This is a genomic window from Acetomicrobium hydrogeniformans ATCC BAA-1850 (assembly GCF_000160455.2).
GTDB lineage: Bacteria > Synergistota > Synergistia > Synergistales > Acetomicrobiaceae > Acetomicrobium > Acetomicrobium thermoterrenum.
Genome location: NZ_ACJX03000001.1, coordinates 889,088 through 913,119 on the forward strand (window position 1 = coordinate 889,088; position 24,032 = coordinate 913,119).

Here is a 24,032-nt window from a genome sequence, read left to right on the forward strand (position 1 = left end):
CCCCCTATTCGAACAACTCCCCAATAGCCGATAGGTTCCTTTCTACCGCCTTCTTGCCTTCGGCGATGGCGACGGAAGATTTATCGAATTCTAACATGCGGATGTTTTTTACCTTGGGGGAGATGAGAAGGTCGGGAGGGTCAGCAGCCAGGCGATGTCTGGTCAACCTGGTTTGAATGATTTGGCTGGATACGGCGAGCACTTCCAGGAAATGAGGCATCCTCTGGCCCTCGTCATCGTTTGTAAAGTTGCCGGACCTTTCGGGCAAACCCCAATGAGGGCCGAAATACCTCCCAACCCTCTCTCCGTTCAGGTCTACAGCTACAACTATATCGGCGCCCAAAGCCCTGCATAAAGACACGGGAACGGGGTTCGCCAATGCACCGTCCCCCAAAAGCAGTCCCTTTTTTTGATAGGGAATCAACATGCCCGGGGCAGAAATGCTTGCCATAATCGCATCTACGAGGTCTCCTTCGGTAAACCAAAGCTCCATCCCGGTGGAAAGATCTACTGCGACGGCGCCGAACTTCACTGGCAGATCCTCGATCATAACTTCTCCCAGGGCATCTCGAAGCCATTTCATTATACCGTCGTTGTCGAAAAAACCACCACGAAAGATCAGCCGTCCCAACATCCTGAACATACCCATCTTGCTCCAGGAGCCGGAGGCTTCCTCGAGAGCATCGAGCTTAGAAGCCGCGTAAAAACCTCCTATCAAAGCCCCCATGGAGCATCCGCAAACGATATCAGGGCATATTCCCCTCTCTTCCAACGCCTTCAAGACGCCTATATGCGCCCATCCTCTTGCCGCGCCGCTTCCCAAAGTGATCCCTATCTTTGCCCTGTAGTTTTCGTCCTTCATCTGTTTTCGCCAATCCTTTCTCCACGGGAAGACGACCACTGCCCTGGCCCAATCTCATACAGGTCGTTGCCCTCCCTGTCTACGACCACCAGCAGCGGGAAGTCCTCGACCAACAATTCGTAAATTGCCTCCGGTCCGAGGTCTTCGTAAGCTATAACCCTGGAGGCCTTCACCCTTTTGGCAAGAAGCGCTGCCGCACCGCCCGTCGCCCCAAAATATACTGCCCCATTTGTTCTGATGGCGGCAATGACTTCCGGGTCCCTTCGCCCCTTTCCGATCATTCCCTTCAACCCCATCTCTAGAAGCATGGGCGTGTATCTGTCCATTCTCCCGCTTGTAGTCGGGCCTATGGAACCGATCGGGGCACCAGGTGGGGCCGGAGCAGGTCCTGCATAGTAAATAACCTGCCCCCGAAGGTCGAAGGGAAGATTTTCGCCCCTTTTCAAGGCCTCTGCCATCCTCCTGTGGGCTGCATCGCGTGCGGTGTATATAATGCCTGACAGCAGCACCCTTTCGCCAACGTACAAATCCTTAACGATATCTTCCTCGAGTGGCGTTCGAACTTTCCTGCCCTTCATCTTAAAGCTCTCTTCCTTTCAGACGACCGCCGGCATGCCTGGTAGCATTACAGGAAATATTAACCGCCACGGGAAGACCCGCTATGTGAGTGGGCATGAACTCTACCAGAACGTCAAGGACGGTCACCTTTCCTCCATATCCGCCTGGGCCCAAGCCCAACTCGTTCACATGGCGAAGCATCTTTTCTTCCAACCGGGCATATCGTTCGTCGGCGCTTCTGCAGCCAATCGGCCGAAGCAGCGCTCTCTTGGCTAATATGGGTGCACTTTCAAAGTTTCCCCCGATGCCCACTCCCACCACGAGAGGGGGACAGGCGTTCTGGCCCTTTCTTGCAACGACGTCTTTAACGAAATCGATCACGCCCTCTTCTCCTTCGCCCGGAGACAGCATGGCCAGGGCCGAGGCGTTTTCACTTCCCATGCCCTTGGGAACCACTGTAATTTTCACTTCGCTTCCTTCGACGAACCTCAAATGCACGACGGCCGGCGTATTGTCGCCTGTGTTTTTTCTGTCGTACAGAGGATCGCTTACTACCGACCTTCTAAGGTAAGATCCGAGATACGCCCTTCGCACGCCCTCATCGACCGATTCCTGGAGGCTTTTGCCGACCAGAAGAACCTCCTGCCCCCAATCTACAAAGACTACGGTCATCCCGCAGTCCTGACAGAGGGGCATCTTTTCTTTCCGAGCAATCTCAACGTTTTGAAGCAGATCGTCCAGGACGGCCTGTCCATAGAGGGACTGTTCGTGTTCTTTTGCCTTAACTAAGCCGTCTGCCACATCCTCCGGAAGACGGATGTTGGCCTCTATACATAACTCTTCGACTAATTTTACGATCTCAAATGAATCCAGATATCTCAATTAAATTTCCTTTCTTCTTGTCAAATACCCGGAAAGAGCTCCTCTTTCCGGGTATTTTAAATTCTTAATTCGTAATAAAGACGCCACGTTACTTACGAAAGCAAGGTGAGCATGACTCCGGCTGCCACAGCTGTGCCTATAACACCTGCGACGTTAGGCCCCATGGCGTGCATCAGCAGGAAGTTGCCGGGGTCCTCTTTCTGGGAAATCCTTTGAACCACGCGAGCAGCCATGGGAACGGCCGAAACCCCTGCAGCACCTATCATTGGGTTGATCTTTCCGCCGGAAAGCACCTTCATGATTTGTCACAAAAGCAGGCCTCCTGCGGTGCTGGCAGCAAAGGCAACCAATCCCAGAAGGATTATCTTGATCGTTGCAGGAGTCAAAAAGACTGTTGCGTCCATGGTAGCTCCAACGCTTATGCCTAAAAAGATAGTAGTGGCGTTGAGGACTTCGTTTTGAGCGGCAAGCGACAATCTGTCGGTAACTCCGCATTCCCTAAGCAAGTTGCCAAACATTAACATCCCGATAAGAGGAACGGAGGCGGGCAAGATCAATCCTGCCACAACCGTAGAGACGATGGGAAACAATATTCGTTCCTTTTTAGAGACAGGTCTCAACTGCTCCATTCGAATTTTTCTGTCCTGTTTAGTGGTAAGCAGTCGGATCACGGGTGGTTGGATTATAGGAACCAGGGACATGTAGCTGTAAGCTGCAACGGCCGTCGCTCCCAGTAGATGGGGAGCCAATTTAGCGGCAAGGTATATCGTCGTAGGGCCGTCTGCACCACCGATGATGGCTATGGGAGCTGCTTCCTTTACGGTGAAGCCCAAAGCCACGGCACCCAAAAGCGCTATAAAGACGCCCAGTTGAGCGGCAGCACCGAGCAAGAAAGTGATGGGGTTTGCGATTAGCGGTCCAAAATCGGTGAGAGCACCTATTCCCATGAATATTATTATGGGAAATATTTCGTGCTCTATGCCGAATGAAACGTATTTTAAAAAACCTCCTTCTTCCATTATTCCCGATAGAGGAAGGTTGACGAGCAGACATCCTATAGATATGGGAACCAAAAGCAACGGCTCGAAACCCTTTCCTATCGCCAGATAAAGGAGGATGGATGCAACACCGATCATCACCAGGTTGCCCCACGACAACCCAGCAAAACCGGATTGGCTGAAGATGCCAAACAAAGCATTGAGATATATTTCCATAGCTTGAAGCCTCCTTAAAGGGCTATACGATGACGGCCAGCGTATCGCCGGTGTTTACGTTGTCACCTTCTTTGACTTTCACTTCCCTGACCACGCCGTCCGAGGGGGCCAAAATCTCGTTTTCCATCTTCATGGCTTCCAAGACCATTATGTTCTGGCCATTTTTGACCTGTGCGCCCGGTTGAACGAGAACTTTCAGTATTTTACCCGGCATCGGCGCCGATACGACGGTTCCGCCTGCGGAAGGCGCGGGAGCCGCAGGGGAGGGCTTGGGAGCAGGAGCAGGAGCCGGCTTGCTCGGGGCCGGTGCCTGGGGAGCAGGCATGGGTGCGGGAGCAGCCTGCTGCATGGGAACCTGAGCAGGTGAAACCTGCGGAAGGGGTGCAAAATTTTGAGAATAATTTGCGCCGACCGATCCTTCGAGTTCTTCAACTACCACCTCGTATTCTCTGCCGTTTATAGTTATCTTGTATTTTTTCTGCATTTCGCGCTTCCTCCTAGAATTTATTGATTTTATTCCATACCTTCCAGACTTTCGTAGAAAGAGGCTTTCCGCCAAAGGCTGATCTTGGGAGGCGTTATTCTTTTTATCGACTTGACCGTGAAGGGCGCAGCGCCGAAGGCAGCGACAGCTGCCGTCATGGCTGCTACTTCCTCTTCGTTAATGTCAGAGCCTTCCCCTTGCGTCGCTTCGCCATAAAGGACTTCTTCGGCAGGCGGTGGGGAAACCGTCTCCACCGGAGTTGTCTCGCCACCGGACGGAGGGATCGCGTCCTTCTTTTTCCCTTCCGCCCCTCCAACTAACTTGATGGCAACTATAATAAGGGTCAAACCCCCTAACACCAAGAAGACCACGCTAAAGGCTATAATCGAAAGGATGAACCCTCCGCGAAGGCCTTGCTCAAAAACGGAGATCATCTGTCACACCACCTTAGTTCGGCATTATGCCATGTTTGCGTTTGGGTCGAAGCTCCCTCTTCGTCTCAGAAAGCAGCAACGCCTGATAAATTTCCCTGCGAGTCTCCTCGGGCAATATAACGCGATCCACGAACCCTCGCGATGCAGCTACATAGGGATTCGCAAAGGCTTCCCGGTATTCTTCGATCTTCTGACGCCTTACTGCCTCCTTATCCTCTGCCTGATCTATTTCCCTCTTAAAGACTATGTTGGCAGCACCCTCGGCACCCATTACGGCAATTTCAGCCTGAGGCCATGCCAATACCACATCGGCGCCCAGGTCCTTACTGCACATGCCAAGGTAAGAACCGCCGTAGGCCTTTCTCAGGATAACGGTTATCTTTGGCACAGTGGCTTCGGAATAGGCGTAGAGCATCTTGGCTCCGTGGCGTATGATCCCGCCTAACTCCTGAGTTTTGCCCGGCAGATAACCGGGAACGTCTACGAAGTTGACGACGGGAATGTTGTAGGCATCGCATATCCTGATGAAACGACTGGCCTTATCCGAGGCATCTATGTCAAGACATCCTGCAAGGTGACGTGCCTGATTGGCTATGATGCCGATAACCCTGCCTCCCACTCTCGCAAAACCTGTCACTATATTTTGTGCCCAATAGGGTTGCACTTCGAAGAAATCCCCATTATCGACGACGCAACTTATGACGTCTTTAACATCGTATCCTTTATTGGGATTGGTGGGAACCAGCTCTCTCAGGCGAATGTCGATCCTCTCGGGATCGTCGCCGGTATCTGCGAAGGGCGGCTCTTCCATGTTGTTGCTCGGCAAGAAACTCAACAACTTCCTCACCTGGAGAAAGCAGTCATCCTCGTTGGCTGCAAAGAAGTGGGCCACACCGGACTTTTGGTTGTGGGTCATCGCTCCGCCGATCTCTTCGCTAGTGACGTCCTCACCCGTGACTGCCTTGATGACTGCAGGACCGGTTATGTGCATGATCCCAATCTTGTCCACCATAAACACGAAATCCATCAGGGCAGGGCTGTAAACGGCACCTCCCGCACTGGGACCCGCTATTATGGATATCTGAGGGACTATGCCGCTAGCTTTCACATTTCTGAAAAATATGTTTCCGTAACCGGAGAGGGAGTCCACTCCCTCCTGAATGCGCGCACCGCCTGAGTCGTTAATTCCAACGACAGGAGCTCCGTTGAGAAGCGCCATATCCAGGACCTTGCAAATTTTCTTCGCGTGCATCTCTCCCAAGGAACCGCCCATTACGGTAAAGTCCTGGCTAAAGACGTATACAAGACGACCTTCGATAGTTCCATAGCCCGTTACGACCCCGTCGCCGGGGATTTTTCGATTCTCCAGCCCGAAGAGAGAGCAACGATGTTCTACGTGCTCGTCAAGCTCGACGAAAGAACCGGGGTCGAGCAGTTTATCTATCCTTTCCCTGGCCGTCAATTTACCTCTTTTATGCTGTTTATCTACAGCTTCCTTTCCCTCCGGCAAACGCGCCCTTTCCTTTCTCGCCAAAAGCTCTTCGCACAATTGATCTATCGTCTTATCGGCCATCATCATGTCCTCCCCACGCATCTAACGCTCGGAAATCTCGAGCAAAACGCCACCGGCAGCCTTTGGGTGAACGAAGGCTATCTTCGCTCCCCCCGCCCCACAGCGGGGCTTTTCGTCGATGAGCCGAATACCCTTATCCTTGAGCTCTTTCAAGGCTGCCTCTATGTCCTCTACTTTAAGGGCCAAATGATGGATCCCTTCTCCTCTGCTTTCGATGAACTTGGAGATGGGACTCTCGGGGGAAGTGGGTTCTAAAAGCTCAATCTCCGTACCGCCCAAGGGCAAGAAGGCAGTTACGACCTTCTGCTCTGCCACCTCTTCCCGACCTGTGCATTTGATGCCCAAGGCCTCCTCCCAAAACTTCAATGCTTCATCTATAGATTTGACTGCTATTCCAATATGATCTACGCCTATGGTCTTCATTTTCGCCTGCTCACGCTCCCTTCTCTATATCTTTATCTTTAAAGGTACCCGTCATACATGCTCTTTTGCTCTTCTTTCCTGGACCGCCTCTTGAAGCCACTCTATGACCTTGGACGTCGGGGTTCCCGGTCCGAAAACAGCCTTAACTCCCATCTGCTTTAGAACCGGCACATCGTCGTCGGGGATCACGCCGCCGCCGAAGACTATGATGTCTTCCGCCCCCCTTTTCTTGAGAAGCTCTATTACTTCCCTGAAATAGTGCTCGTGAGCGCCCGATAATATGCTCAACCCAATTGCATCGGCGTCTTCCTGGATTGCGGTGGCAACTATCTGCTCGGGCGTCTGCCTCAAACCGGTATAAATGACTTCCATTCCCGCATCCCTGAGGGCCCTGGCTACGACCTTGGCCCCTCTGTCATGCCCGTCAAGACCGGGCTTTGCTACTATTACGCGTATCTTCCTCTCGTCCATCGTCCCTGCCTCCATACATTTAGAGGATTATGCTTTCAGTGTATTCGCCGAACTCTTCCCGCAATACGTCGCAGATCTCTCCCAAGGTTGCGTAGACTTTCACGGCCTCCAATATCTTGGGCATGAGGTTCACCGATTCGTCCTTAGCGGCCTTCCTGATTTCTTCCAATGCTTCTTTGACCTTTACGTTGTCCCTGCTTTTCTTCAAAGCTTTAAGCCTTGCGATTTGCTTTTCGGCCATGGAAGGATCTACCCTCAAGATCTTGCGAGATGTCCCCTTTTCTTCTATTTGAAATTTATTTACTCCAACTACTATTTGCTCTCCCTTTTCGATGGCCCTCTGGTAGGCGTATGCCGAATCCTGAATCTGCTGCTGCACGTAACCCTTTTCAATGGCAACGAGCATGCCTCCCATTTCGTCTATCTTATCTATGTACTCCTGAGCCCTTCTTTCTATCTCGTTTGTAAGCCACTCTAGGTAGTAACTTCCGGCCAGGGGATCGACCGTGCTCGTCACCCCGGACTCGTAGGCAATGATTTGCTGAGTGCGAAGGGCTATTCGGACGCTTTCTTCCGTGGGCAACGCCAGAGCCTCGTCGAAGCTGTTGGTGTGAAGCGACTGTGTGCCTCCCAAAACTGCAGCCAAAGCCTGAATAGTCACCCGTATTATGTTGTTTTCCGGCTGTTGAGCGGTTAGCGTGCATCCTGCCGTCTGAGTGTGGAAACGAAGTTTTTGCGCGTCCGGATTGGTGACTCCAAACCTTTCTCTCATGATCTTTGCCCAGAGCCTCCTGGCGGCCCGGAACTTGGCTATCTCTTCGAGGAAGTCGTTATGAGAGTTGAAGAAAAAGGACAGCCGGCGCCCAAATACGTTTGGATCCAACCCCTTCTTGACGGCGGCCTCTACGTAGGCTATCCCGTCTGCAAGAGTAAAGGCAACTTCCTGAACTGCCGTGGATCCTGCTTCTCTAATATGATATCCTGAAATAGATATGGTGTTCCATTTCGGGACGTGTTTGCTACAAAACTCAAATATGTCCGTGATCAATCGCATGGAGGGCTTTGGAGGAAATATATAAGTTCCCCTTGCGATATATTCCTTTAATATGTCGTTTTGAATGGTTCCCGACAATTTGTCCGCCGGGACGTTCTGCTTTTCGCCGACAGCTATATACATGGCAAGCAGGATTGATGCCGGAGCATTTATAGTCATCGATGTGGAGACCTTGTCAAGAGGGATGCCGTCGAAGAGAATTTCCATGTCCTCCAGGCTGTCTATTGCAACACCAACCTTGCCCACTTCCCCCTGAGCCATGGGGTGGTCCGAATCGTAACCAATCTGGGTGGGCAGGTCAAAAGCCACCGAAAGCCCCGTCTGTCCCTGCTGCAATAGGTATTTGTATCTTTCATTCGACTCTTCGGCTGAGGCATATCCCGCGTACTGGCGCATCGTCCAGAAACGCCCTCTGTACATGGTCGGCTGAACGCCTCTGGTGTAGGGGTAATCGCCGGGAAAACCCAAGTCTTCTGTGTAGTCGAGGTCCTTTATGTTTTCCGGGGTGTATAACCTTTCTACAGGAACCCCCCCTCCCGTCGTAAAGGTGCTTTTACGCTCGGGGTACTTCTGAACTGTCTTTTTGACCTCTTCTTCATATTTAAGGCGAGCTTCAGATATCTTTTCCAGTTCTTCCTCTTTGAACATTAAGTTCACCCTCCCAAGAAATTCCGCCTTGTAGTAATTTGCACATTTGTATTTATTATTTCGCACATTTTTATGCATTGCAACATTTAGGAAATATTAAGACAATTCAAACTACTGTTTGCGCCTCTTCTACGCAACCCTGCAAAAACGATGCTATCATAGCGGGATCTATAAGTCCACACTTCTTGGGCTCTATAAAGACAAGTGACCATCGATATATCTTTTGCTATAATTTAACGAGGAGGGATTAGTATGCCTATGATTGAATGCTTTCTTTGCGGGAAGGGGTTCGTCAGCGCAGGACCCAAGGTTTGCCCAAGTTGCATGAAACGCCTTGATAAGCTTTACATGGATGCGAGGAACTACATAAGAGACAACCCTGACCTCAGGCTTAACGTGAAAGCATTGGCAGAAGAGCTAGATGTCGATCCCAGGGACATTCAGGCGTTGGTCGATATGGGGCGCCTTGAGCTCGAGGGTGAATCGGAGAGCAGCGACAGGCAATCCGAAAGAGAGCGGTTGTTGCTGGAGTTCGAAAAACACCTAAAAGACGGCAAGGGGAAGGGCAAAGAATTCCGGCAGATCAGGTATGCGGCCGAAAAATACGGCAAACAGGAGAAAAAAGAAGACTGAAAGCTGCCACAAGATTGCTTAATCGTCTTTTTAGTCCAAAGTAAATACCCTCAACTTCATGGAGTTGAGGGTATTTTAACGATTCGACAAGTTTTTTATCCGGCGCATTCCTTGAGGCGCCTTGCCATAGCTTTGCCAAGCTCCTCGGCCCTGACGTAATCTTCGTCCTTAGGCGAGGATTGTATGACTATCTCGGGATCGAGCAGCTCCCATTTGCCCGAGTTTTTGGCAAAATCTTCAAGTTTCTTCAAAATGCCGGGGCTCCAGGTGTAGTTTCCCATTATACCAAGCAACCTGTTTCTCATTTTTTTATTTTCTAGATGAGCCATGAGATCCTCTATAGGAGGAAAGGGCATGGTATTGTAGGTGCAGGAGGCAAGGATAAGCCCCTTATATCTCCAGATGTCTCTGATAATGAAGGAAACGTGGTCCCTTGACGCATCGTGAACTACGATGTGTTCGATGCCCTCTTTGGCCATGGCCCTGGCAGATGCCTGAGCCAGCTTTGCCGTATTCCCGTACATCGATCCGTATACTACGACGGCACCGCATTCTGTTTCGTGGCGACTCCACCTGTCGTAAAGGCTAATTATATGCTCGGGTTTGCTCCTGTGTATGGGGCCGTGAGAAGGAGCAACGACTCTTATATCCGTTCCGCTCAACTTCGATATAGCGGCCTGAACCTGGTCGGAATAACGACCCACTATATTGGAAAAATATCTGAGTATCTCTCCCTCGTAGTAGGACATATCGACTTCATCGTCGAAGATTCCTCCCTCGAGGCAACCGAACCCGCCGAAGGCATCGCAGGAAAACAACGTCTTAGCAGTCTTGTCGTAGGTCATCATGGTCTCCGGCCAATGTACCATGGGAGTCAAAAAGAATTTGAGCACGTGGCCGCCCAGGTCCAACTCTTCCCCGTCCTTTATCTGAATAACCCCCTCGGTGACGGCGTAGAAGTTCTCCAGCATCTTAACGGTCTGGGCGTTACAAATGATCTTCAAGTCGGGATACAGCTTCTTGAGGATTTTTATGGAACCCGAGTGATCCGGCTCCATATGGTTTACCACTAAATAGTCTATGGACCTGTCTTCCCCTAGTAAGCGCCTTATCTTGCTCACTAAATCTGTGAGATAAAAGGCCTTGACGGTATCTATGAGGGCAATTTTTTCTCCTATTACCAGGTAGGAGTTATAGGTAACTCCCCTTGGAAGGGGCCAAAGCGCTTCAAAAAGATCTGTCTCTTTATCGTTTACACCCACCCAATAAATGCCCTTTGTGACTTCTATTGCGTCGTTCATAGAAAATCCCCCTTTCATTGAGATTTACTGAGATTTACTCGGGCCTTGAACTTTCAAGGCGACCCTGTCTTTATCGTCCTTTTTAATCGAAGGACGTCCGCGAAAGCTCTGGCAAAATAAGACATAAATCCCTTAAAAGCTCGGCTTTGTTTTTATATAAAATGCCCACGATGCCCAATTTTTTTGCCAGGGTCACATTTTCTTCTTTATCGTCAATAAAAATTATGCTTCCCGGGTCCTCGTGAAGCGTATTTAACACGTCTTGAAATATAGTACCATCATGTTTGCTTTTCCCCAAGCGATAACTGTTGAATACATAGTCGAAGATGTCATAAAAGGAGGCCTTCTCGTTAATTTCCTCAATCCAGTTGGTCTGGTCTGTCAGCAGGGCCGTGGCGTAACCTAGATCGCGCAACGTACGGATCAGCTTCAGCATCCAGGGCCTCAAAACAAACCTGCTTAAAACCTCATTTCTTAAGTCTTGAACCGATTCGTTCAGGTCGAACTTCCTTTTGAAGGACTCCCAAAAGGCTTCTTCAGTCGATTGGCCGCAGAGATATCCCGAATCATAAAGTACGGCTGTGGCTGTCTTCTCCACAGAAGAAGGATCAAGGCCGTGCTTTTCCGCAATAGCCTTCATGCCCTGAACAAATCCCTCTTCAGCTATTACGCCTCCAAAATCGAACATAACGACAGAATATTTTTTATTATTATGCAAATTTGAACACCTCTTGGTTTTTGTATGATATAAGTTATAATAGAATTGATATTATCGCATGCATAGATGGCATTTTTGGGATCTTCGAAGATGTGATAGTGAAAACATTACCATCTATGAAATCTAATGCAATAACAACACAGGATACAATGGGCATCGCGCCCATTAGTGTTCATATAATTACACAATACAATAGGAGGGGTCAATAATGGCCGTAAAAAGGCGCACCTCGCAGGATGTTCTTCTCTCAACTGCCCTTGAGAACTTCTATAATGCAGCTGAAGAGATGGGACTGGAGGATGATTTGGTCGAAATACTGAGCCGTTCTGAGAGAAGGCTTTGTGTGTCCATACCTGTGGAAATGGACGACGGATCCGTAAGGGTTTTCGACGGCTATCGGGTAGTCCATTCAAGCGCTCTGGGTCCGGCAAAGGGCGGCATTCGCTTCCATCCCCAGGTCTCTATTGACGAGACGGAGGCTCTTGCCTTCATGATGACTTGGAAATGCTCCCTCGCGGGTATTCCCTACGGCGGAGGCAAAGGCGGAGTTTGCTGCGAGCCCCTTGAGCTTTCCCTGAAGGAGAAGGAGAGGATTACCAGAACCTTCGCAGCCAGGATAGAGCCCTTCGTAGGCGCGTGGACGGACGTTCCCGCCCCGGACGTAAACACGGGAGCACAGGAAATGGTATGGTTCATGGACACCATTAGCAAGATCAGAGGCCAGCTTGAACCGGCCGTATTCACGGGAAAGCCCGTCCCCCTGTGGGGTTCCAAGGGCAGAAACGCTGCCACCGGACTTGGCGTGGCTACTTGCGCTCTCGAACTTCTCCGAGTCCTCGGAAAGGACCCCAAAGATACCACTGTAGCCGTACAGGGCTTCGGCAACGTAGGCAGTTTCACCGCCAAGTTCTTGCACGATGCCGGCGTCAAAGTCGTAGCCATCTGCGACATCACCGGAACCTATTACTGTAAAGACGGAATCGATGTAAATAAGGCCATGGAGCACACACAAAAGAATCCTAAGAGGTTGCTAGAGGGGTATACCCAACCCGGGCTCGAAAAAAGCGATCCAACCGACCTCCTCTATTTGGACGTAGACGTCTTGCTCCCCTGCGCCATGGAGGGAGCCATCAACAAATCCAACGCCGACAAGGTCAAAGCGAAACACATCGTCGAAGGAGCCAACGGCCCACTTACTCCAGAGGCAGACGAAATATTGAGACCGAAAGGCATTTACATTGTGCCCGACTTCCTTGCCAACAGCGGCGGCGTCATAGGGTCCTACTTCGAATGGTGCCAGAACCTCGCTGGATTTTTCTGGAGCGAAGAGGAATACAATCAGAGGCTGACTTCAATAATGAGGTCTAACTTCCAGAGGGTATGGGAATACTCCAAGGAAAAGAAGGTCGAGATGCGTCGAGCCGCTTTCATGGTCGCCATAAAGCGCGTAGCCGATGCCGTTAAGATGAGAGGGGTATTTCTATAAAAAAGAATAGGCTAAAATTTAGCTTAACATAGCAATAAAACAGGCTTCGCTGTTTTTGGGCTTTCATTAAAGGTCTACGACGGCGGAGCCTGAAATTTTAACACATTTCAAAAAGAGGGGGGACGAGAATGGGTAAAAGCCTTTCGGAGATCCTTTGGGAAGAAAACCGCGATATAGCCGCCTCATGCCTCAACCACCCCTTTGTGCAGGGCATCGCCTCGGGAAAATTGACGAGGGAGAAGTTCAACTGGTACGTGGGGCAGGATTATTTCTATCTTCACGCCTTCGCAAAAGCTTTTTGCCTTGCCGCGGCTAAGGCGCCAGATACGCTGGGAATGGTCTCCTTTCATAAGTTGGCCGAGGGCGCTTTGAACGAAATGAAGCTTCATAAAGGATTTGAGAGTTCCCTTGGAGCCGACGTGGAAAGCGTTGTTGCGAGCAAGCCAACGCGCATGTACACCGATTTTTTGCTTTCCACTGCATGGGGATGCGACGTCGGCCTCATAGCGGCAGCGACCACTCCCTGCAACCGCCTCTACGCATGGATCGGGCAAAACCTGAAAGAATATGCGCAAAACGAGGAAAATCCCTTTATCGACTGGATAAGAACCTACTCCAGCGATTCCTTTGAGAGCCTGGCAAGGGAGACGGAGCGCCTAATAGACCTTTACGCTACAAACGTCTCCGAAGCAAGAAAGGCTTACCGATATGCAATGATATGCGAATATGACTTCTTCGACGCAGCGTGGAAATATGAGGCGTCGAAGGGCGGCGGGGAAAGGCAGCTTTAATCCGCCGCGTATTTTGCTTCGCCGCCAACCTTTCCCTGGCAAAACCATCTCTTTGCCAGGTATATACACCATGTATCGCTCAAGGCCACTATCCACTTTATTACGTAAGTGCTCAATATGATCGACAGGAGAACCTTTGCAGGATATACTCCGTAAAATGCCACGACGGCAAATATTGCCGTATCTATGGCCTGGGAGATCATCGTGCTGACGTTGTTTCTGAACCAAAGATATTTGTCGCCCGTCAATTTCTTCAACAAATGAAACAACCAGACATCATGGTATTGCGCAAGGGCGTATGCGCAAAAGGAGGCACCTGCAACTTTTGGGGTCAAACCAAAAATCCCCTTTAAGGCGTCATGGGCCAGATCGTTAGGGTTGGGGACAAACAGAAGGGCCATTTGCATCACCACGACCATCATAAAGAGCGTGAAAAAGCCCAGATGAACGGCCAGAGTGGCCTCCCTCTTGCCGTAATTTTCGCTCAATATGTCGGTGGCCAAAAAAGAAGTACCGTACAAAATATTCCCGAGTGTAGCTGTCATGCCAAAAAGAGTGACGAGTTTCATGACCTGAATGTTGGCCAAAATGACCGACATCACCACCCAGGCATATAGCCCGTACTTCCCAAAGACCCTATAGGATATCAATATAACGGATGTGCAAAAAATCAGCATTAAAAACCAGATTGCCTCATTCATCGGGCAAATCGCCTCCACTTATCGTTTGATAAAATAACCCGAAGAGATCGAACATCTGCACCGTCTGTCCCCACAGCGCCGATCTGTACACCAAAGATGCCGGATGAGGCAAGGGAAAAAGGACGTACTCCCCCACGCCTAAAGGTTTCCCAAACAACGAAGGGATCGAGGAATTTTTCTCAGGCCTCGGCAGGCCAAAGAGGGCAAACAGACCTTTTAAAGCCCATTTGCCCAGGGGAACTATAACTTTTGGCCTTACGCATTCTATCTCTTCCTTCAAGTAGGGAAGGCAGGCGTCGATCTGCCTCCACTTTGGCCTTCCGTACCTTGGCAAAGGGCATTTCAGCAAATTCGTCCTCCAGCATTCGTAAAAATTCACTCCTGCCCTCCCGAGAAAATAACGCAGGAAAGCCCCTGTCACCCCCCAAAAGGGTCTTCCATTCATCTCTTCCGCGTCAAAGGGAGCTTGCCCCAGCAAAAACACCCTTGCTCCCAAAGGACCCTCTCCGGGGATTGCCCTTTTTCGCTTTAAAGCCAAATCGCACCTCTCGCAACTCATTATTTGAGACTCCAAAAGCTTCATATCCACATCTCACGAATGGGCTAAATACTTGCAAGCTTCTACTTGCACTCTTCTCATTGCCGAGTATTTATTTTATCCCAAAGCCTGTCAAAGCGAAAATACAACAATCTCTTTATGAAATCCGACCTTTTCAATGGGTCGGAGGAAAAATAAAAGAGGTGGGAATCGCACCGACAGTCACTGCAACCGAAATTCGAAACGATGTCGTTGGCAATTTCTTTCATGGAGGCTGCCAAATCGCATTCGATATCATCGGCGGTTCTTATGGGTAGGTTCAAAACGCTCTCGGAAACTTCCCGTAAATAATCTACATGCCAATGAAGCACCTTCCGCCTTCGCAAATGACGGTTTATACGAGCAGTCAGGTTTTTCTTTCCCGAACCCGCATAGACGTAAAAACCTGGGCGCAGTTGTACCCTTCCCAAAGCGCCTATATCTATTTCCCTGAAGCCGTCGACTTCAAAGATAGATAAGTAGGCGCCCCTATCAGCCATTTCTTCCTCTATTAAACCCCAGGGAACGGGCAATTTCGCCGGCAAATCGCCCATCTTCATTTCCTCACTCCAACGCACCCCCAGGGGCATGACGTCGACCGCATGGCGATTTTCCGCCAGAGCCTCCGAAAAGGCCAAGTCGGTATGGTAATCGGGAAGGAAAAACTTCGGCCGTAAGGAATTAACCAAAAATAAAAGCGCGACCTCATAGCCGTCCTTCGCAAGCAAGGCAAGCTCTTCTATGTGCCTCTTACCCCTTGCCGTAACGGCATCGGGGAAGGCGGCGACATAGCTGCCAAAGAGTGTGCAAGACTTTACCTCGAGGAAGATCTTTCTCCCGCATCTTTCAAGAAGAAAGTCAATACGGCTTTTATTGACAGCCACTTCCCTCTCCAAAATTTTCGCACCTGACAAATCCGGGACGAGATCGTGGCGTATCATCCAATCTACAACGTCGTTTACTACATGAGTGTGCAGCAACACCCAATCACCCCGGCGTTTTGCAGCCATAACCACAAAGGGCAGCTCTCCCTTAGAAGGAGCAAGAAGGAGCAAAACGCCGGGCAAAAGGATCTCCCAAAGTCTTCCGGGATTTGGGAGGTAGGCAAAGGTCGCAGCGCCTTCGATTTCCACCTGAACTACGAAACGATTCTTTCTCCTTAGAAAATGGCCCAAGATCAGAGGGCCATCAGAAATCTTATAGTTTAAAGCTTCGTGTTTCGTGCCCCTCACCTTCGTCCTTCAGTCAAATAGAAGCAAGTTCATTTTACCATCGTCCCAATAGATCAATATTGATCAGTTATTTCTTACGCTTTATGTTGCAAAACTGACGCCCAAAATTAGCATAAACTTTTTTCACATGCTACTGTGCAACCTCACCCAATCGCCCGGGGCATGACAAAATAAATTGCCCCATCTATAGTTTATGAAGGACGGGCAAACTGGGGGTCGTATAAAACACCCTAAGGAGCATTCAGCCAAATGCCTGGGGATGATCAATTAAAGTCGCAGCTGATGCACTAAAATGACAATACTTTCGACCTTACACCTGCTATATGAGGATGTAGCAGAGGATATTGAAGAATCCCTGAAGAGTTTCCCGAAGAAAGACATTCCTTAAGGGTAATAAATGGTTGACTTATATTGACCTTTATAGGGAAAATACTGCTATTTTTTTTATAGGGCGCATGTCCACAAGCGAAGACCTTTGCGGGAGAGAACCGCAACTTGTCTTATGCACCCCTCACAGAAAGGCCTGTCGACCCTTCTGTGAGGGGATATTTATCTTTTATTCTCTTTCTTCTCTGTAGAAGGGAAGCCCCAAGGCGCTTGGAGAACCCAGGAACCTTCCTCTGCCCTTTAAGACAGATATCATAACCAATACCGTTATGGTCAATATGTAGGGAAGCATCATCAGGAGGGGGGCCGGAATGGACGTACCTCCTGCTTGAATTCTCATTTGAAGCGCCTCTACTCCACCGAAGAGGTAAGACCCAAGGGCAGCCCTGAAGGGGTGCCATATAGCGAAAATTACGAGCGCGACCGCTATCCAACCCCTTCCCGCCGTCATGAGCTCCACCCACATGTGGCTATAGACAACGGAAAGGTAGGCGCCTCCAAGGGAGACAAATCCTCCGCCCAGAAGCGTCGAAAGATATCTAACTGCGGACACTGATATTCCTGCCGCCTCTGCGGAAAGAGGGCTGTCGCCCACGGCCCTCATCTTCAGTCCAAATTTTGTCTTAAAGATCAAAAACCAAACGAGGAAGACGAGAAAATAGGACATGTAAACCATGGGGTCCTGATTGAAAAAAACAGGCCCCACAACGGGCAAAGAAGACAGCCCCGGTAGGGGCATGGCCCTGAGTCCCGAAATGGTCTGACCCACGTAGCTTCTACCCAAAAGCGAGCTCATCCCCGTTCCGAACATGGTCATGGCAAGCCCGCATATGACCTGATTTGCCCTTAAGCTGATGCACAAAAATGCATGAATCACGTTTACGGCCACTCCGACTAAAAAGGCCGCCACCAAACCCCAAAGGGGCGATCCCGTATTAAAGGTAACTATGAAGCCGGTGTATGCGCCGATCAGCATGATGCCCTCGAGCCCCAGGTTCAAAACGCCGGACTTCTCGGTTATTATCTCTCCTAAAGTGGCATACAGAATTGGCGTACCACTTCTTACGGCAGCAGCAAGGATTGGAACGATCAATTCCACCGCAGATCACCTCTTTTTGAAGGTCAGGCTAATTCGGTAGCTTCTGAAAAACTCCCCGCCGAGAAGGAAAAAGAGTATCAAACCCTGTAGTATCTGAACCGTCGAAAGCGGGAGACGCATGGCTATTTGGAGATTCTCTCCGCCAACGAAGAGCGCTCCGAAAAAGAAGGAGACGAAAATAATCGTGAAGGGATGAAGCCTAGCAAGCCATGCGATAATTATCGCCGTGTAGCCATACCCTACGGCAAAACCGGGTTGTAATCTGCGGTGCAAGCCAGCCATCTCGGCCATACCGGCCAGTCCAGCTATGGCTCCGGACAGAAACATGACTAAAATTACATTTCTGGCTGACTTGATGCCCGCGTAATCCGCTGCCCTGGGGTTCTGGCCGCTAACCCTTATCTCATACCCCCATACGCCCTTTCTAACGACAATCCAGAGGATCAGGGCGACAATAAGGGCAAAAAACAGGCCGGCGTGGACTCTGGAGGCAAAAAACTGAGGAAGGCGTGCGCTCTCCGGAAAAACAGGGGTCATGGGAAAGCCCAAACTCGTCGGATCGCGCCAGGAGCCGTAGACGAAGTACTGCAACAAAAGGATGGCAATATAGTTCATCATCAAAGTCGTGATAATTTCGTTTACGTTCCAGCGCGCCTTTAAGAATCCCGCGAAAGCCCCCCAGAACCCTCCGGCCAGGGACGAGGCAACGGCCATGGAGGCTAACATGACTATGGCGCTGTCGGTGTAAAAGTACCTCACGAAGGCCGTGCAAGCCAATGCACCCATGACGAATTGCCCTTCGGCACCTATATTCCATACCACCATGGTAAAGGCGAGGCCAACGGCCAGGGAACACATGACAAGAGGTATCGTCTTCGCAAGTGTTTCGCTGATTCCGTAAAAGTCGCTTAAAGAGCCTTTGAGCATCATTCCGTAGGCTTCCCAGGGATTTACGCCCATAAGTCCAAGCATCAGGGCTCCGCTTAGAAGGGCTAAAATAATGGAGGCAAGTATTATATAAAGCTCCTGTCCTTTGGATATGTAAAATCTCTTTTCAATTTTAATCATGCTCTTTTTTGCCCCCCTGTCCATCCGAGGCTATTCCTGCCATCATAAGCCCTATTTTTTCTATGTGGCTTCTATCGGGGGCCTCGATAGTTCCCATCAGTCTGCCCCTATACATAACCGCCAACAGGTCGCTCAGCATGAGAAGTTCGTCCAGATCTTCGGATATAAGCAAAACTGCTCCACCCTCCTCCTTAGCTGCAAGCAACTTTTCTCTAACGAATGCAGTGGCCTTTACGTCGAGCCCCCAGGTGGGGTGCATCGCAATCACGACCTTCATGTTGTCCGATAACTCCCTGGCCAATATGAGCTTTTGCTGATTCCCTCCCGAGAGCATCCTGACTGCAACGTCAATGCCAGGAGTGAGGATGTCGTAACTTTCGATGAGGTATCCTGAGTCCTGGTATACTTCATCCCAATCGATGAAAAAACCTCTCTTGTAGGGAGGACGCCAATACTTTCTCAGTGCCACGTTTTCTGCGACGTTCATATTAGGGACCAGTCCAACGCCCTTCCTGTCGGAGGGTATATATTTAACTCCTAGATCTACCATGCGCCTCGCCGACGTAGAAGTTACATCTTCCACTGTAAAATACAGGCTTCCTCTTTCTATGTGTCTCATGCCTGCCAGGGCCTCGGCCAATTCGCCCTGTCCGTTTCCGCTGACGCCTGCGATGCCAAGTATCTGGTTTTCTCTTAAGGTCAACGAAACGCCATCGACCGCGACAAGACCTTTGTCGTTTCTGACCCTAATCTCTTCTGCGATGAGAATAGGCTTGCCCGGGGGCTTACGGCTTACGCCGACTTTTATCTCCCCTACCCCACCGCTTCCTACCATCATCTCCGCCAGCTTTTCGGCCGTAACTTCGCGGGCGGGCAAAGTACCAACAACTCTGCCGCGCCTCAAGACAGTTATTCTGTCGGAGATCTCAAACACTTCCTTCAGCTTATGGGATATGAAAACTATGCCAAAACCCTCTTCTTTCATATGCTTAACTGTCTCGAACAATTTTTCGGTCTCTTGCGGAGTCAGCACAGAGGTGGGCTCATCCAATATCAGTATTTTGGCTTTATGAAAAAGCATCCGCAGGATAGCAACCCGCTGTTGTTCGCCTATGGAAAGTTGCCATACCGGAGACAAAGGATCCACGTCAAGGCCGTATCTGGCCGACAGCTCCCTTATCCTGGCACATGTAGCGCTTTCTTTTACTGTAAAATTCCTCTCGGCACTGCCCAGAGCCATGTTTTCCCAGACGGTGAGGCTTGGCACCAGCATGAAGTGTTGATGAACTATGCCTATGCCCTGGGCTATAGCATCTTTGGGCGAATGAAACACCACCTCACGACCCTCCAGCTCGATCGTGCCCTCATCAGGTTGGTACAAACCGCACAATATGCTCATGAGCGTGCTTTTTCCGGCTCCGTTTTCTCCAAGCAGAGCGTGGACCTCGCCTGCCTTCAAGTCAAAATCCACATCATCGTTTGCCTTTATGTCGTAAAAGGTCTTTGTTATTCCACGCATATTTACAAGAACTTTTTCAGCCATATTTAATCTCCGCCCAATCGGTAAAAGAAGAGCACGCAAGCATTTGCTTGCGTGCTCTTTGCAGTTTATTTGGGTAATTCTCCTTCTACGCCCTCGACCAGCCAATTCATCGACAAGAGGTCCTGATCGGTAAGTTTTTGGCCTTCTTTAACGATCAAATTCCCCTTGTTGTCTTTAATGGGCCCTTCGAACACATCCCACTCGCCGGACGCAATGCGTTGTCTTTCTCCTTCCACCAGGTCTTTAACGGCATCGGGAACATCTTTGGCGTACGGAGCCAACGCCACCATGCCTTTATCCAAACCCCACCATATGTCTTCCGGCTCCCAGGTGCCGTTGATCACCTTTTCGACGGTGTATTTATAAACCACTCCCCAATTCCAGACGGGCGCCGTAAGGTGTTTTGTGGGAGCATATTGAGACATGTCGTTGTTGTAACCTACGACGTAAACCCCGGCCTCTTCCGCAGCCTGAGGTACGGATCCGGTGTTGGCGTGCATTGCAAGCACGTCAGCTCCCGCATCGACCAGAGCCTTGGCTGCTTCCTTCTCCTTTCCTGGGTCGATCCAGGAAAATAGCCATACTACCTTTACCTTAACGTCAGGGTTGGCTCTGCGAGCGCCCAAGGTAAAGGCATTTAACCCCCTGATCACCTCCGGAATGGGATGAGCTGCAACGAAACCGATCACGTTTTTCTCAGTCATGCTGCCGGCAACTAAACCGGACAAATATCTTGCCTGGTACATTCTGCCGAAATATATGCCCACGTTATCAGCCATCTTAAAGCCCGAACAGTGCATGAAAATGATGTCGGGGTGGCGTTTCGCCGCTTCCTGCACATAATCCATGTATCCAAAGGAGGTGGCAAAGATCACCTTTGCTCCGTTTCTTATGAAGTTCTCCATCGCCCTGACCGAATCGGGCCCCTCCGGAACGGATTCAACATACATGGTGGTCACGTCGGGAAAGGCCTTTTCCACCTCGAGCCTTCCAAGATCGTGCATGTAGGTCCATCCGCCATCGCCTATGGGGCCGTTGTAAAGCCAGGCAGCCTTGAGCTTGTCTGCGGGTACGGCTTCGAAGGACATGGCAGCGGTACTAAAAAGACAGAGCGTAAAGAGAGCGACAATAAGAGCCATCTTCCTCATTACACATCAACCTCCCAATTATAATTTAAAAACCTTCACATAAAATTTTACCTTCTTTTCCAACGCTCTTCAATTAAGGAAAAACTTTAATAAAACTATAACATAACTTCATCAATGACGCTCTTTATCAAACTAGCCACGCAATCGGCATAGAATATCTCCTAATACGCTGATTTAATAATATATACAAACATAGCATCGCGAAGGATATCGCTTTTTCAAACGGAAAATTAATGCTAAAATATAACCTCACTAAAAGGATCAGGGCATTTCAAATCGCTATAATATCAATAACAAAGAAGAGGAGATGCAAAATGACCGGCAAAGATCGTTACAAAAGGACCTATCCAGTATCGTGGGACCAACTGCACAAGGATAGCAAGGCCTTGGCTTGGCGCTTGATAGATACAGGGCAGAGGTGGGATAAGATAATCGCCGTCGTGCGGGGCGGCTTGGTTCCGGCTGCGATAATTGCCAGGGAGCTGGATATACACTATGTGGATACCGTATGCGTCTCAAGCTACACATTAAAGGAACAAGGAGAATTGAAGATCATAAAAAGCATAGAGGGGCTGAATGGCGAGAACGCGCTCATAATCGACGATTTAGTGGACACGGGAAAAACAGCGAGGATCGTGAGGCAAATGCTTCCCCATGCCCACTTTGCCACCGTCTATGCCAAGCCGGACGGAAGGCCTTACATCGATACTTACGTGACGGAAGTCAGCCAGGACACCTGGATTCTGTTTCCCTGGGATTCGGAGATTCAGTTCATCGAACCTCTGATCCAACAAAAGCCATAGATCAACGCTTTGTCTCCAACCCAACCCGAGGCTCAATTGTCTTGAGCTGCGGCACGATCCTGTAGGCAAGTATGGTAGCCGCAGTTGCCTTTAGCGTGTCAGCCGCCAAAAAAGGCAGCACTCCGATTTTAAAGGCACCCAGCAATGATATATCCTTCCCCACCACGTAGTTTAAATTCAGGTAAAGACCCGTAACTCCACAAAAATATATCGCGCCCACGCCAAGAAATGACCCTAAAAGAAAACGAGGAAGTTTCGCACCCCCCCTCGTAACGCTTCCAGCCAAGTAGGAAGCGACTATGAAGCCTATCAAGTAGCCAAAGGTAGGAGAAAACATGATATGAGGCCCACTCGTGCCGGCAAAGACGGGCAACCCCATTAAACCCATGCCTATATATACGACCTGAGACATGGCACCCAACTTCGGTCCCAAACACATACCGGAAAGCAGAACGAAAAATACCTGTAAAGTCAAAGGAACGAGAGGAAAGGGAATTCTAATCCATGCTCCCGCTGCCGTCAGACAGACGAACAATCCCGCCAGGATTATAGATTTAATTTCAGAATTGGACATAGGGGCTTTCACCTCCAGAAATTATCGGTCGATAACCCATTCCCATCTAACTACCCAACCCTGCCCCGCATAACTGATTAGCATTTCCTCGGCCTCCTTCACGAGAGAAAGGGGAATGTGACCGAGAAGAAGCACCCTCTCCCCATAGTGGGCTTCCCACATCGACTCCTCCACCCCCATGGATCTAAACCTGGAGTAAATTAGGCTTTGTTTGTCGTAGGGCACCTCTATTTTTATTTTTCTGCTTTTAATTCTTTTGACCGTTCCCGCTGCTTTAATCGCTTCTTTTGCGGATAGGCTGTAAGCTTCTATGAGCCCCCTCACTCCCAGCTTGACTCCGCCGAAGTGCCTAGTCACTACTATCGCCGTATTGGTGAGGCCGGCCCGGGCGATCTCCCCCAATATAGGCTTGCCGGCCGTTCCAGAAGGTTCTCCTGCATCGGAATAGTGCTCACGAAGAAGATCTACCCCTACCCTGTAGGCCCAGCAATTGTGAGTGGCATTTGCGTACTCCTTCGATATGGTCCTTATGAATTTCCTTGCATCTTCGGTCGAGCGCGCTATTTCAAGATGGCCGATGAAGCGAGACCTCTTTATGACAAGCTCTACCGCGGCTCCTTTTTTGGGTTCCAGGTAAACTTGATCTTCCGTCAACTATTCCTCCCACGCCTCCTTTAGCTTCCTGTAGGTGACATCCAGGGCTTCCGGTATCACCTTTGTCTCTCCGACGACGGGCATGAAGTTAGTGTCACCCTCCCATCTGGGGACTATGTGAACGTGAACGTGGTCCTCGAAACCAGCTCCTGCGACTTTTCCCATGTTTATTCCGATGTTGAATCCATGAGGATCCATAGTTTTTTTAAGAGCTTTTAAGCACTTTTGGACGAGGAGGTTTATCTCCAGTATCTCCTCCTGATTTAATTCGTCGTAATTGCCCGTATGGCGATAGGGCGCTACCATTAGGTGTCCCGGGTTATAAGGGAAGGCGTTAAACATTACGAAGGCCTTTTTGCCTCTGTATAATATTAGCCTTTTTTCGTCTTCCCTTTCTTTTATGAACTCGCAAAATATGCAATCTATCTTTTCCTTGCTCGATTTGTCTATATATTTCATTCGCCACGGTGCATGGAGAACGTCCATCGCAATTACCTCCATCCCTTCTGTTTCCACCTCAAAAATGTTTCACGTGAAACATTTTTGAGGTCCACATGATGTATTGCTCCGCCTGGATTATAACATGATCGTGGAATATCGGGCCCAGCGATCCAAAGGAGTGTTTCAAAGACCTAACTAATGAGTTATGAGAACATGACATTGTGTTATAATATGTAACAATTTACAGGTTGTCGCGAAAAATTGGAGGTAGCA

The 24,032-nt window shown here is 49.7% G+C and carries 25 protein-coding genes and 1 pseudogene; 4 read left to right on the top strand and 22 right to left on the bottom strand.

From position 1 onward, the window contains the following. Positions 1-4 precede the first annotated feature (4 nt). From HMPREF1705_RS04295 to HMPREF1705_RS04340, 10 genes and pseudogenes are all read right to left on the bottom strand, one after another. Complete coding sequence (locus HMPREF1705_RS04295; RefSeq protein ID WP_009202123.1) at positions 5-862, bottom strand: patatin-like phospholipase family protein; 858 nt, start codon at positions 860-862, stop codon at positions 5-7. Next, positions 859-1,440 (bottom strand): Fe-S-containing hydro-lyase, encoded by a 582-nt coding sequence (locus HMPREF1705_RS04300; RefSeq protein WP_009202122.1) that lies wholly within the window; start codon positions 1,438-1,440, stop codon positions 859-861. Before HMPREF1705_RS04300 ends, HMPREF1705_RS04295 begins: the two co-directional genes overlap by 4 nt. A gap of 1 nt (position 1,441) precedes the next feature. Beyond that, positions 1,442-2,302, bottom strand: coding sequence for a fumarate hydratase (locus HMPREF1705_RS04305; RefSeq protein ID WP_009202121.1), 861 nt, complete (start codon positions 2,300-2,302; stop codon positions 1,442-1,444). 92 nt (positions 2,303-2,394) lie between these two features. Next, positions 2,395-3,516, bottom strand: a pseudogene (locus HMPREF1705_RS04310) (sodium ion-translocating decarboxylase subunit beta). 22 nt (positions 3,517-3,538) lie between these two features. Beyond that, positions 3,539-4,000 (bottom strand): biotin/lipoyl-containing protein, encoded by a 462-nt coding sequence (locus HMPREF1705_RS04315; RefSeq protein WP_009202118.1) that lies wholly within the window; start codon positions 3,998-4,000, stop codon positions 3,539-3,541. 29 nt (positions 4,001-4,029) lie between these two features. Next, positions 4,030-4,434, bottom strand: coding sequence for an OadG family protein (locus HMPREF1705_RS04320; protein ID WP_009202117.1), 405 nt, complete (start codon positions 4,432-4,434; stop codon positions 4,030-4,032). 13 nt (positions 4,435-4,447) lie between these two features. Next, positions 4,448-6,007, bottom strand: coding sequence for an acyl-CoA carboxylase subunit beta (locus HMPREF1705_RS04325; RefSeq protein ID WP_040348774.1), 1,560 nt, complete (start codon positions 6,005-6,007; stop codon positions 4,448-4,450). Between the two features lie 21 nt (positions 6,008-6,028). After that, positions 6,029-6,430 (bottom strand): methylmalonyl-CoA epimerase, encoded by a 402-nt coding sequence (gene mce, locus HMPREF1705_RS04330; protein WP_009202115.1) that lies wholly within the window; start codon positions 6,428-6,430, stop codon positions 6,029-6,031. A gap of 51 nt (positions 6,431-6,481) precedes the next feature. Continuing rightward, complete coding sequence (locus HMPREF1705_RS04335) at positions 6,482-6,901, bottom strand: cobalamin B12-binding domain-containing protein (RefSeq protein ID WP_040348772.1); 420 nt, start codon at positions 6,899-6,901, stop codon at positions 6,482-6,484. A 19-nt stretch (positions 6,902-6,920) separates the two neighbouring features. Then, on the bottom strand, positions 6,921-8,603 hold the full coding sequence (locus HMPREF1705_RS04340; RefSeq protein ID WP_040348770.1) for an acyl-CoA mutase large subunit family protein: 1,683 nt from the start codon (positions 8,601-8,603) through the stop codon (positions 6,921-6,923). A 252-nt stretch (positions 8,604-8,855) separates the two neighbouring features. On the opposite strand from HMPREF1705_RS04340, the gene HMPREF1705_RS04345 reads away from it, so the two are divergent. Then, entirely contained in the window at positions 8,856-9,236 is a 381-nt protein-coding gene (locus HMPREF1705_RS04345; protein ID WP_009202112.1) for a hypothetical protein, read from the top strand. A gap of 95 nt (positions 9,237-9,331) precedes the next feature. Here HMPREF1705_RS04345 and HMPREF1705_RS04350 read toward each other — a convergent pair whose 3' ends face one another. Further along, entirely contained in the window at positions 9,332-10,537 is a 1,206-nt protein-coding gene (locus HMPREF1705_RS04350) for an FprA family A-type flavoprotein (protein ID WP_040348768.1), read from the bottom strand. Between the two features lie 82 nt (positions 10,538-10,619). Continuing rightward, positions 10,620-11,255, bottom strand: a complete 636-nt coding sequence (locus HMPREF1705_RS04355) for an HAD family hydrolase (RefSeq protein ID WP_111089558.1) — start codon at positions 11,253-11,255, stop codon at positions 10,620-10,622. 208 nt (positions 11,256-11,463) lie between these two features. Here HMPREF1705_RS04355 and HMPREF1705_RS04360 point away from each other — a divergent pair, with 208 nt between their 5' ends. Next, positions 11,464-12,741: a Glu/Leu/Phe/Val family dehydrogenase gene (locus HMPREF1705_RS04360; protein ID WP_009202109.1), complete on the top strand. Its 1,278-nt coding sequence runs from the start codon at positions 11,464-11,466 to the stop codon at positions 12,739-12,741. 128 nt (positions 12,742-12,869) lie between these two features. Beyond that, complete coding sequence (locus tag HMPREF1705_RS04365) at positions 12,870-13,532, top strand: TenA family protein (RefSeq protein ID WP_009202108.1); 663 nt, start codon at positions 12,870-12,872, stop codon at positions 13,530-13,532. On the opposite strand, the gene HMPREF1705_RS04370 is transcribed toward HMPREF1705_RS04365, so the two are convergent. The 7 genes from HMPREF1705_RS04370 to HMPREF1705_RS04400 form a co-directional block, all read right to left on the bottom strand. Next, positions 13,529-14,233, bottom strand: coding sequence for a queuosine precursor transporter (locus HMPREF1705_RS04370; protein WP_009202107.1), 705 nt, complete (start codon positions 14,231-14,233; stop codon positions 13,529-13,531). The genes HMPREF1705_RS04365 and HMPREF1705_RS04370 overlap by 4 nt on opposite strands. Beyond that, on the bottom strand, positions 14,226-14,792 hold the full coding sequence (locus tag HMPREF1705_RS04375; RefSeq protein WP_242603527.1) for a uracil-DNA glycosylase: 567 nt from the start codon (positions 14,790-14,792) through the stop codon (positions 14,226-14,228). Before HMPREF1705_RS04375 ends, HMPREF1705_RS04370 begins: the two co-directional genes overlap by 8 nt. A 77-nt stretch (positions 14,793-14,869) precedes the next feature. Then, on the bottom strand, positions 14,870-16,042 hold the full coding sequence (sfsA, locus tag HMPREF1705_RS04380; protein WP_009202105.1) for a DNA/RNA nuclease SfsA: 1,173 nt from the start codon (positions 16,040-16,042) through the stop codon (positions 14,870-14,872). A gap of 556 nt (positions 16,043-16,598) precedes the next feature. Further along, positions 16,599-17,528 (bottom strand): ABC transporter permease, encoded by a 930-nt coding sequence (locus tag HMPREF1705_RS04385; RefSeq protein ID WP_009202104.1) that lies wholly within the window; start codon positions 17,526-17,528, stop codon positions 16,599-16,601. 6 nt (positions 17,529-17,534) lie between these two features. Continuing rightward, a complete protein-coding gene (locus HMPREF1705_RS04390) occupies positions 17,535-18,596 on the bottom strand; it encodes an ABC transporter permease (protein ID WP_111089559.1) in 1,062 nt (353 codons plus the stop codon). Further along, positions 18,589-20,139: an ABC transporter ATP-binding protein gene (locus HMPREF1705_RS04395; protein WP_009202102.1), complete on the bottom strand. Its 1,551-nt coding sequence runs from the start codon at positions 20,137-20,139 to the stop codon at positions 18,589-18,591. Before HMPREF1705_RS04395 ends, HMPREF1705_RS04390 begins: the two co-directional genes overlap by 8 nt. Positions 20,140-20,204: 65 nt before the next feature. Next, complete coding sequence (locus HMPREF1705_RS04400) at positions 20,205-21,287, bottom strand: BMP family ABC transporter substrate-binding protein (RefSeq protein ID WP_009202101.1); 1,083 nt, start codon at positions 21,285-21,287, stop codon at positions 20,205-20,207. Positions 21,288-21,601: 314 nt separating this feature from the next. On the opposite strand from HMPREF1705_RS04400, the gene gpt reads away from it, so the two are divergent. Next, on the top strand, positions 21,602-22,090 hold the full coding sequence (gene gpt / locus HMPREF1705_RS04405; RefSeq protein WP_040348766.1) for a xanthine phosphoribosyltransferase: 489 nt from the start codon (positions 21,602-21,604) through the stop codon (positions 22,088-22,090). 1 nt (position 22,091) lies between these two features. On the opposite strand, the gene HMPREF1705_RS04410 is transcribed toward gpt, so the two are convergent. Genes HMPREF1705_RS04410 through HMPREF1705_RS04420 form a run of 3 tightly spaced genes read right to left on the bottom strand, consistent with a single transcriptional unit; the run spans position 22,092 to position 23,819 of the window. Next, positions 22,092-22,664: a biotin transporter BioY gene (locus tag HMPREF1705_RS04410; protein ID WP_009202099.1), complete on the bottom strand. Its 573-nt coding sequence runs from the start codon at positions 22,662-22,664 to the stop codon at positions 22,092-22,094. A gap of 21 nt (positions 22,665-22,685) precedes the next feature. After that, positions 22,686-23,318 carry an IMPACT family protein gene (locus HMPREF1705_RS04415; protein WP_009202098.1) on the bottom strand — a complete coding sequence of 211 codons (633 nt, stop codon included), beginning with the start codon at positions 23,316-23,318 and terminating at the stop codon, positions 22,686-22,688. Next, on the bottom strand, positions 23,319-23,819 hold the full coding sequence (locus HMPREF1705_RS04420) for an HIT family protein (protein WP_009202097.1): 501 nt from the start codon (positions 23,817-23,819) through the stop codon (positions 23,319-23,321). Positions 23,820-24,032: the final 213 nt, after the last annotated feature.

What these genes read in the sequence shown, in the direction of transcription:
- HMPREF1705_RS04295 (WP_009202123.1), bottom strand. Translation starts at nt 862, where the DNA reads ATGAAGGACGAAAACTACAGGGCAAAGATAGGGATCACTTTGGGAAGC.
- HMPREF1705_RS04300 (WP_009202122.1), bottom strand. Translation starts at nt 1,440, where the DNA reads ATGAAGGGCAGGAAAGTTCGAACGCCACTCGAGGAAGATATCGTTAAG.
- HMPREF1705_RS04315 (WP_009202118.1), bottom strand. Translation starts at nt 4,000, where the DNA reads ATGCAGAAAAAATACAAGATAACTATAAACGGCAGAGAATACGAGGTG.
- HMPREF1705_RS04320 (WP_009202117.1), bottom strand. Translation starts at nt 4,434, where the DNA reads ATGATCTCCGTTTTTGAGCAAGGCCTTCGCGGAGGGTTCATCCTTTCG.
- HMPREF1705_RS04325 (WP_040348774.1), bottom strand. Translation starts at nt 6,007, where the DNA reads ATGGCCGATAAGACGATAGATCAATTGTGCGAAGAGCTTTTGGCGAGA.
- mce (WP_009202115.1), bottom strand. Translation starts at nt 6,430, where the DNA reads ATGAAGACCATAGGCGTAGATCATATTGGAATAGCAGTCAAATCTATA.
- HMPREF1705_RS04335 (WP_040348772.1), bottom strand. Translation starts at nt 6,901, where the DNA reads ATGGACGAGAGGAAGATACGCGTAATAGTAGCAAAGCCCGGTCTTGAC.
- HMPREF1705_RS04340 (WP_040348770.1), bottom strand. Translation starts at nt 8,603, where the DNA reads ATGTTCAAAGAGGAAGAACTGGAAAAGATATCTGAAGCTCGCCTTAAA.
- HMPREF1705_RS04345 (WP_009202112.1), top strand. Translation starts at nt 8,856, where the DNA reads ATGCCTATGATTGAATGCTTTCTTTGCGGGAAGGGGTTCGTCAGCGCA.
- HMPREF1705_RS04350 (WP_040348768.1), bottom strand. Translation starts at nt 10,537, where the DNA reads ATGAACGACGCAATAGAAGTCACAAAGGGCATTTATTGGGTGGGTGTA.
- HMPREF1705_RS04360 (WP_009202109.1), top strand. Translation starts at nt 11,464, where the DNA reads ATGGCCGTAAAAAGGCGCACCTCGCAGGATGTTCTTCTCTCAACTGCC.
- HMPREF1705_RS04365 (WP_009202108.1), top strand. Translation starts at nt 12,870, where the DNA reads ATGGGTAAAAGCCTTTCGGAGATCCTTTGGGAAGAAAACCGCGATATA.
- HMPREF1705_RS04370 (WP_009202107.1), bottom strand. Translation starts at nt 14,233, where the DNA reads ATGAATGAGGCAATCTGGTTTTTAATGCTGATTTTTTGCACATCCGTT.
- HMPREF1705_RS04375 (WP_242603527.1), bottom strand. Translation starts at nt 14,792, where the DNA reads ATGAGTTGCGAGAGGTGCGATTTGGCTTTAAAGCGAAAAAGGGCAATC.
- HMPREF1705_RS04390 (WP_111089559.1), bottom strand. Translation starts at nt 18,596, where the DNA reads ATGATTAAAATTGAAAAGAGATTTTACATATCCAAAGGACAGGAGCTT.
- HMPREF1705_RS04395 (WP_009202102.1), bottom strand. Translation starts at nt 20,139, where the DNA reads ATGGCTGAAAAAGTTCTTGTAAATATGCGTGGAATAACAAAGACCTTT.
- HMPREF1705_RS04400 (WP_009202101.1), bottom strand. Translation starts at nt 21,287, where the DNA reads ATGAGGAAGATGGCTCTTATTGTCGCTCTCTTTACGCTCTGTCTTTTT.
- gpt (WP_040348766.1), top strand. Translation starts at nt 21,602, where the DNA reads ATGACCGGCAAAGATCGTTACAAAAGGACCTATCCAGTATCGTGGGAC.
- HMPREF1705_RS04410 (WP_009202099.1), bottom strand. Translation starts at nt 22,664, where the DNA reads ATGTCCAATTCTGAAATTAAATCTATAATCCTGGCGGGATTGTTCGTC.
- HMPREF1705_RS04420 (WP_009202097.1), bottom strand. Translation starts at nt 23,819, where the DNA reads ATGGAGGTAATTGCGATGGACGTTCTCCATGCACCGTGGCGAATGAAA.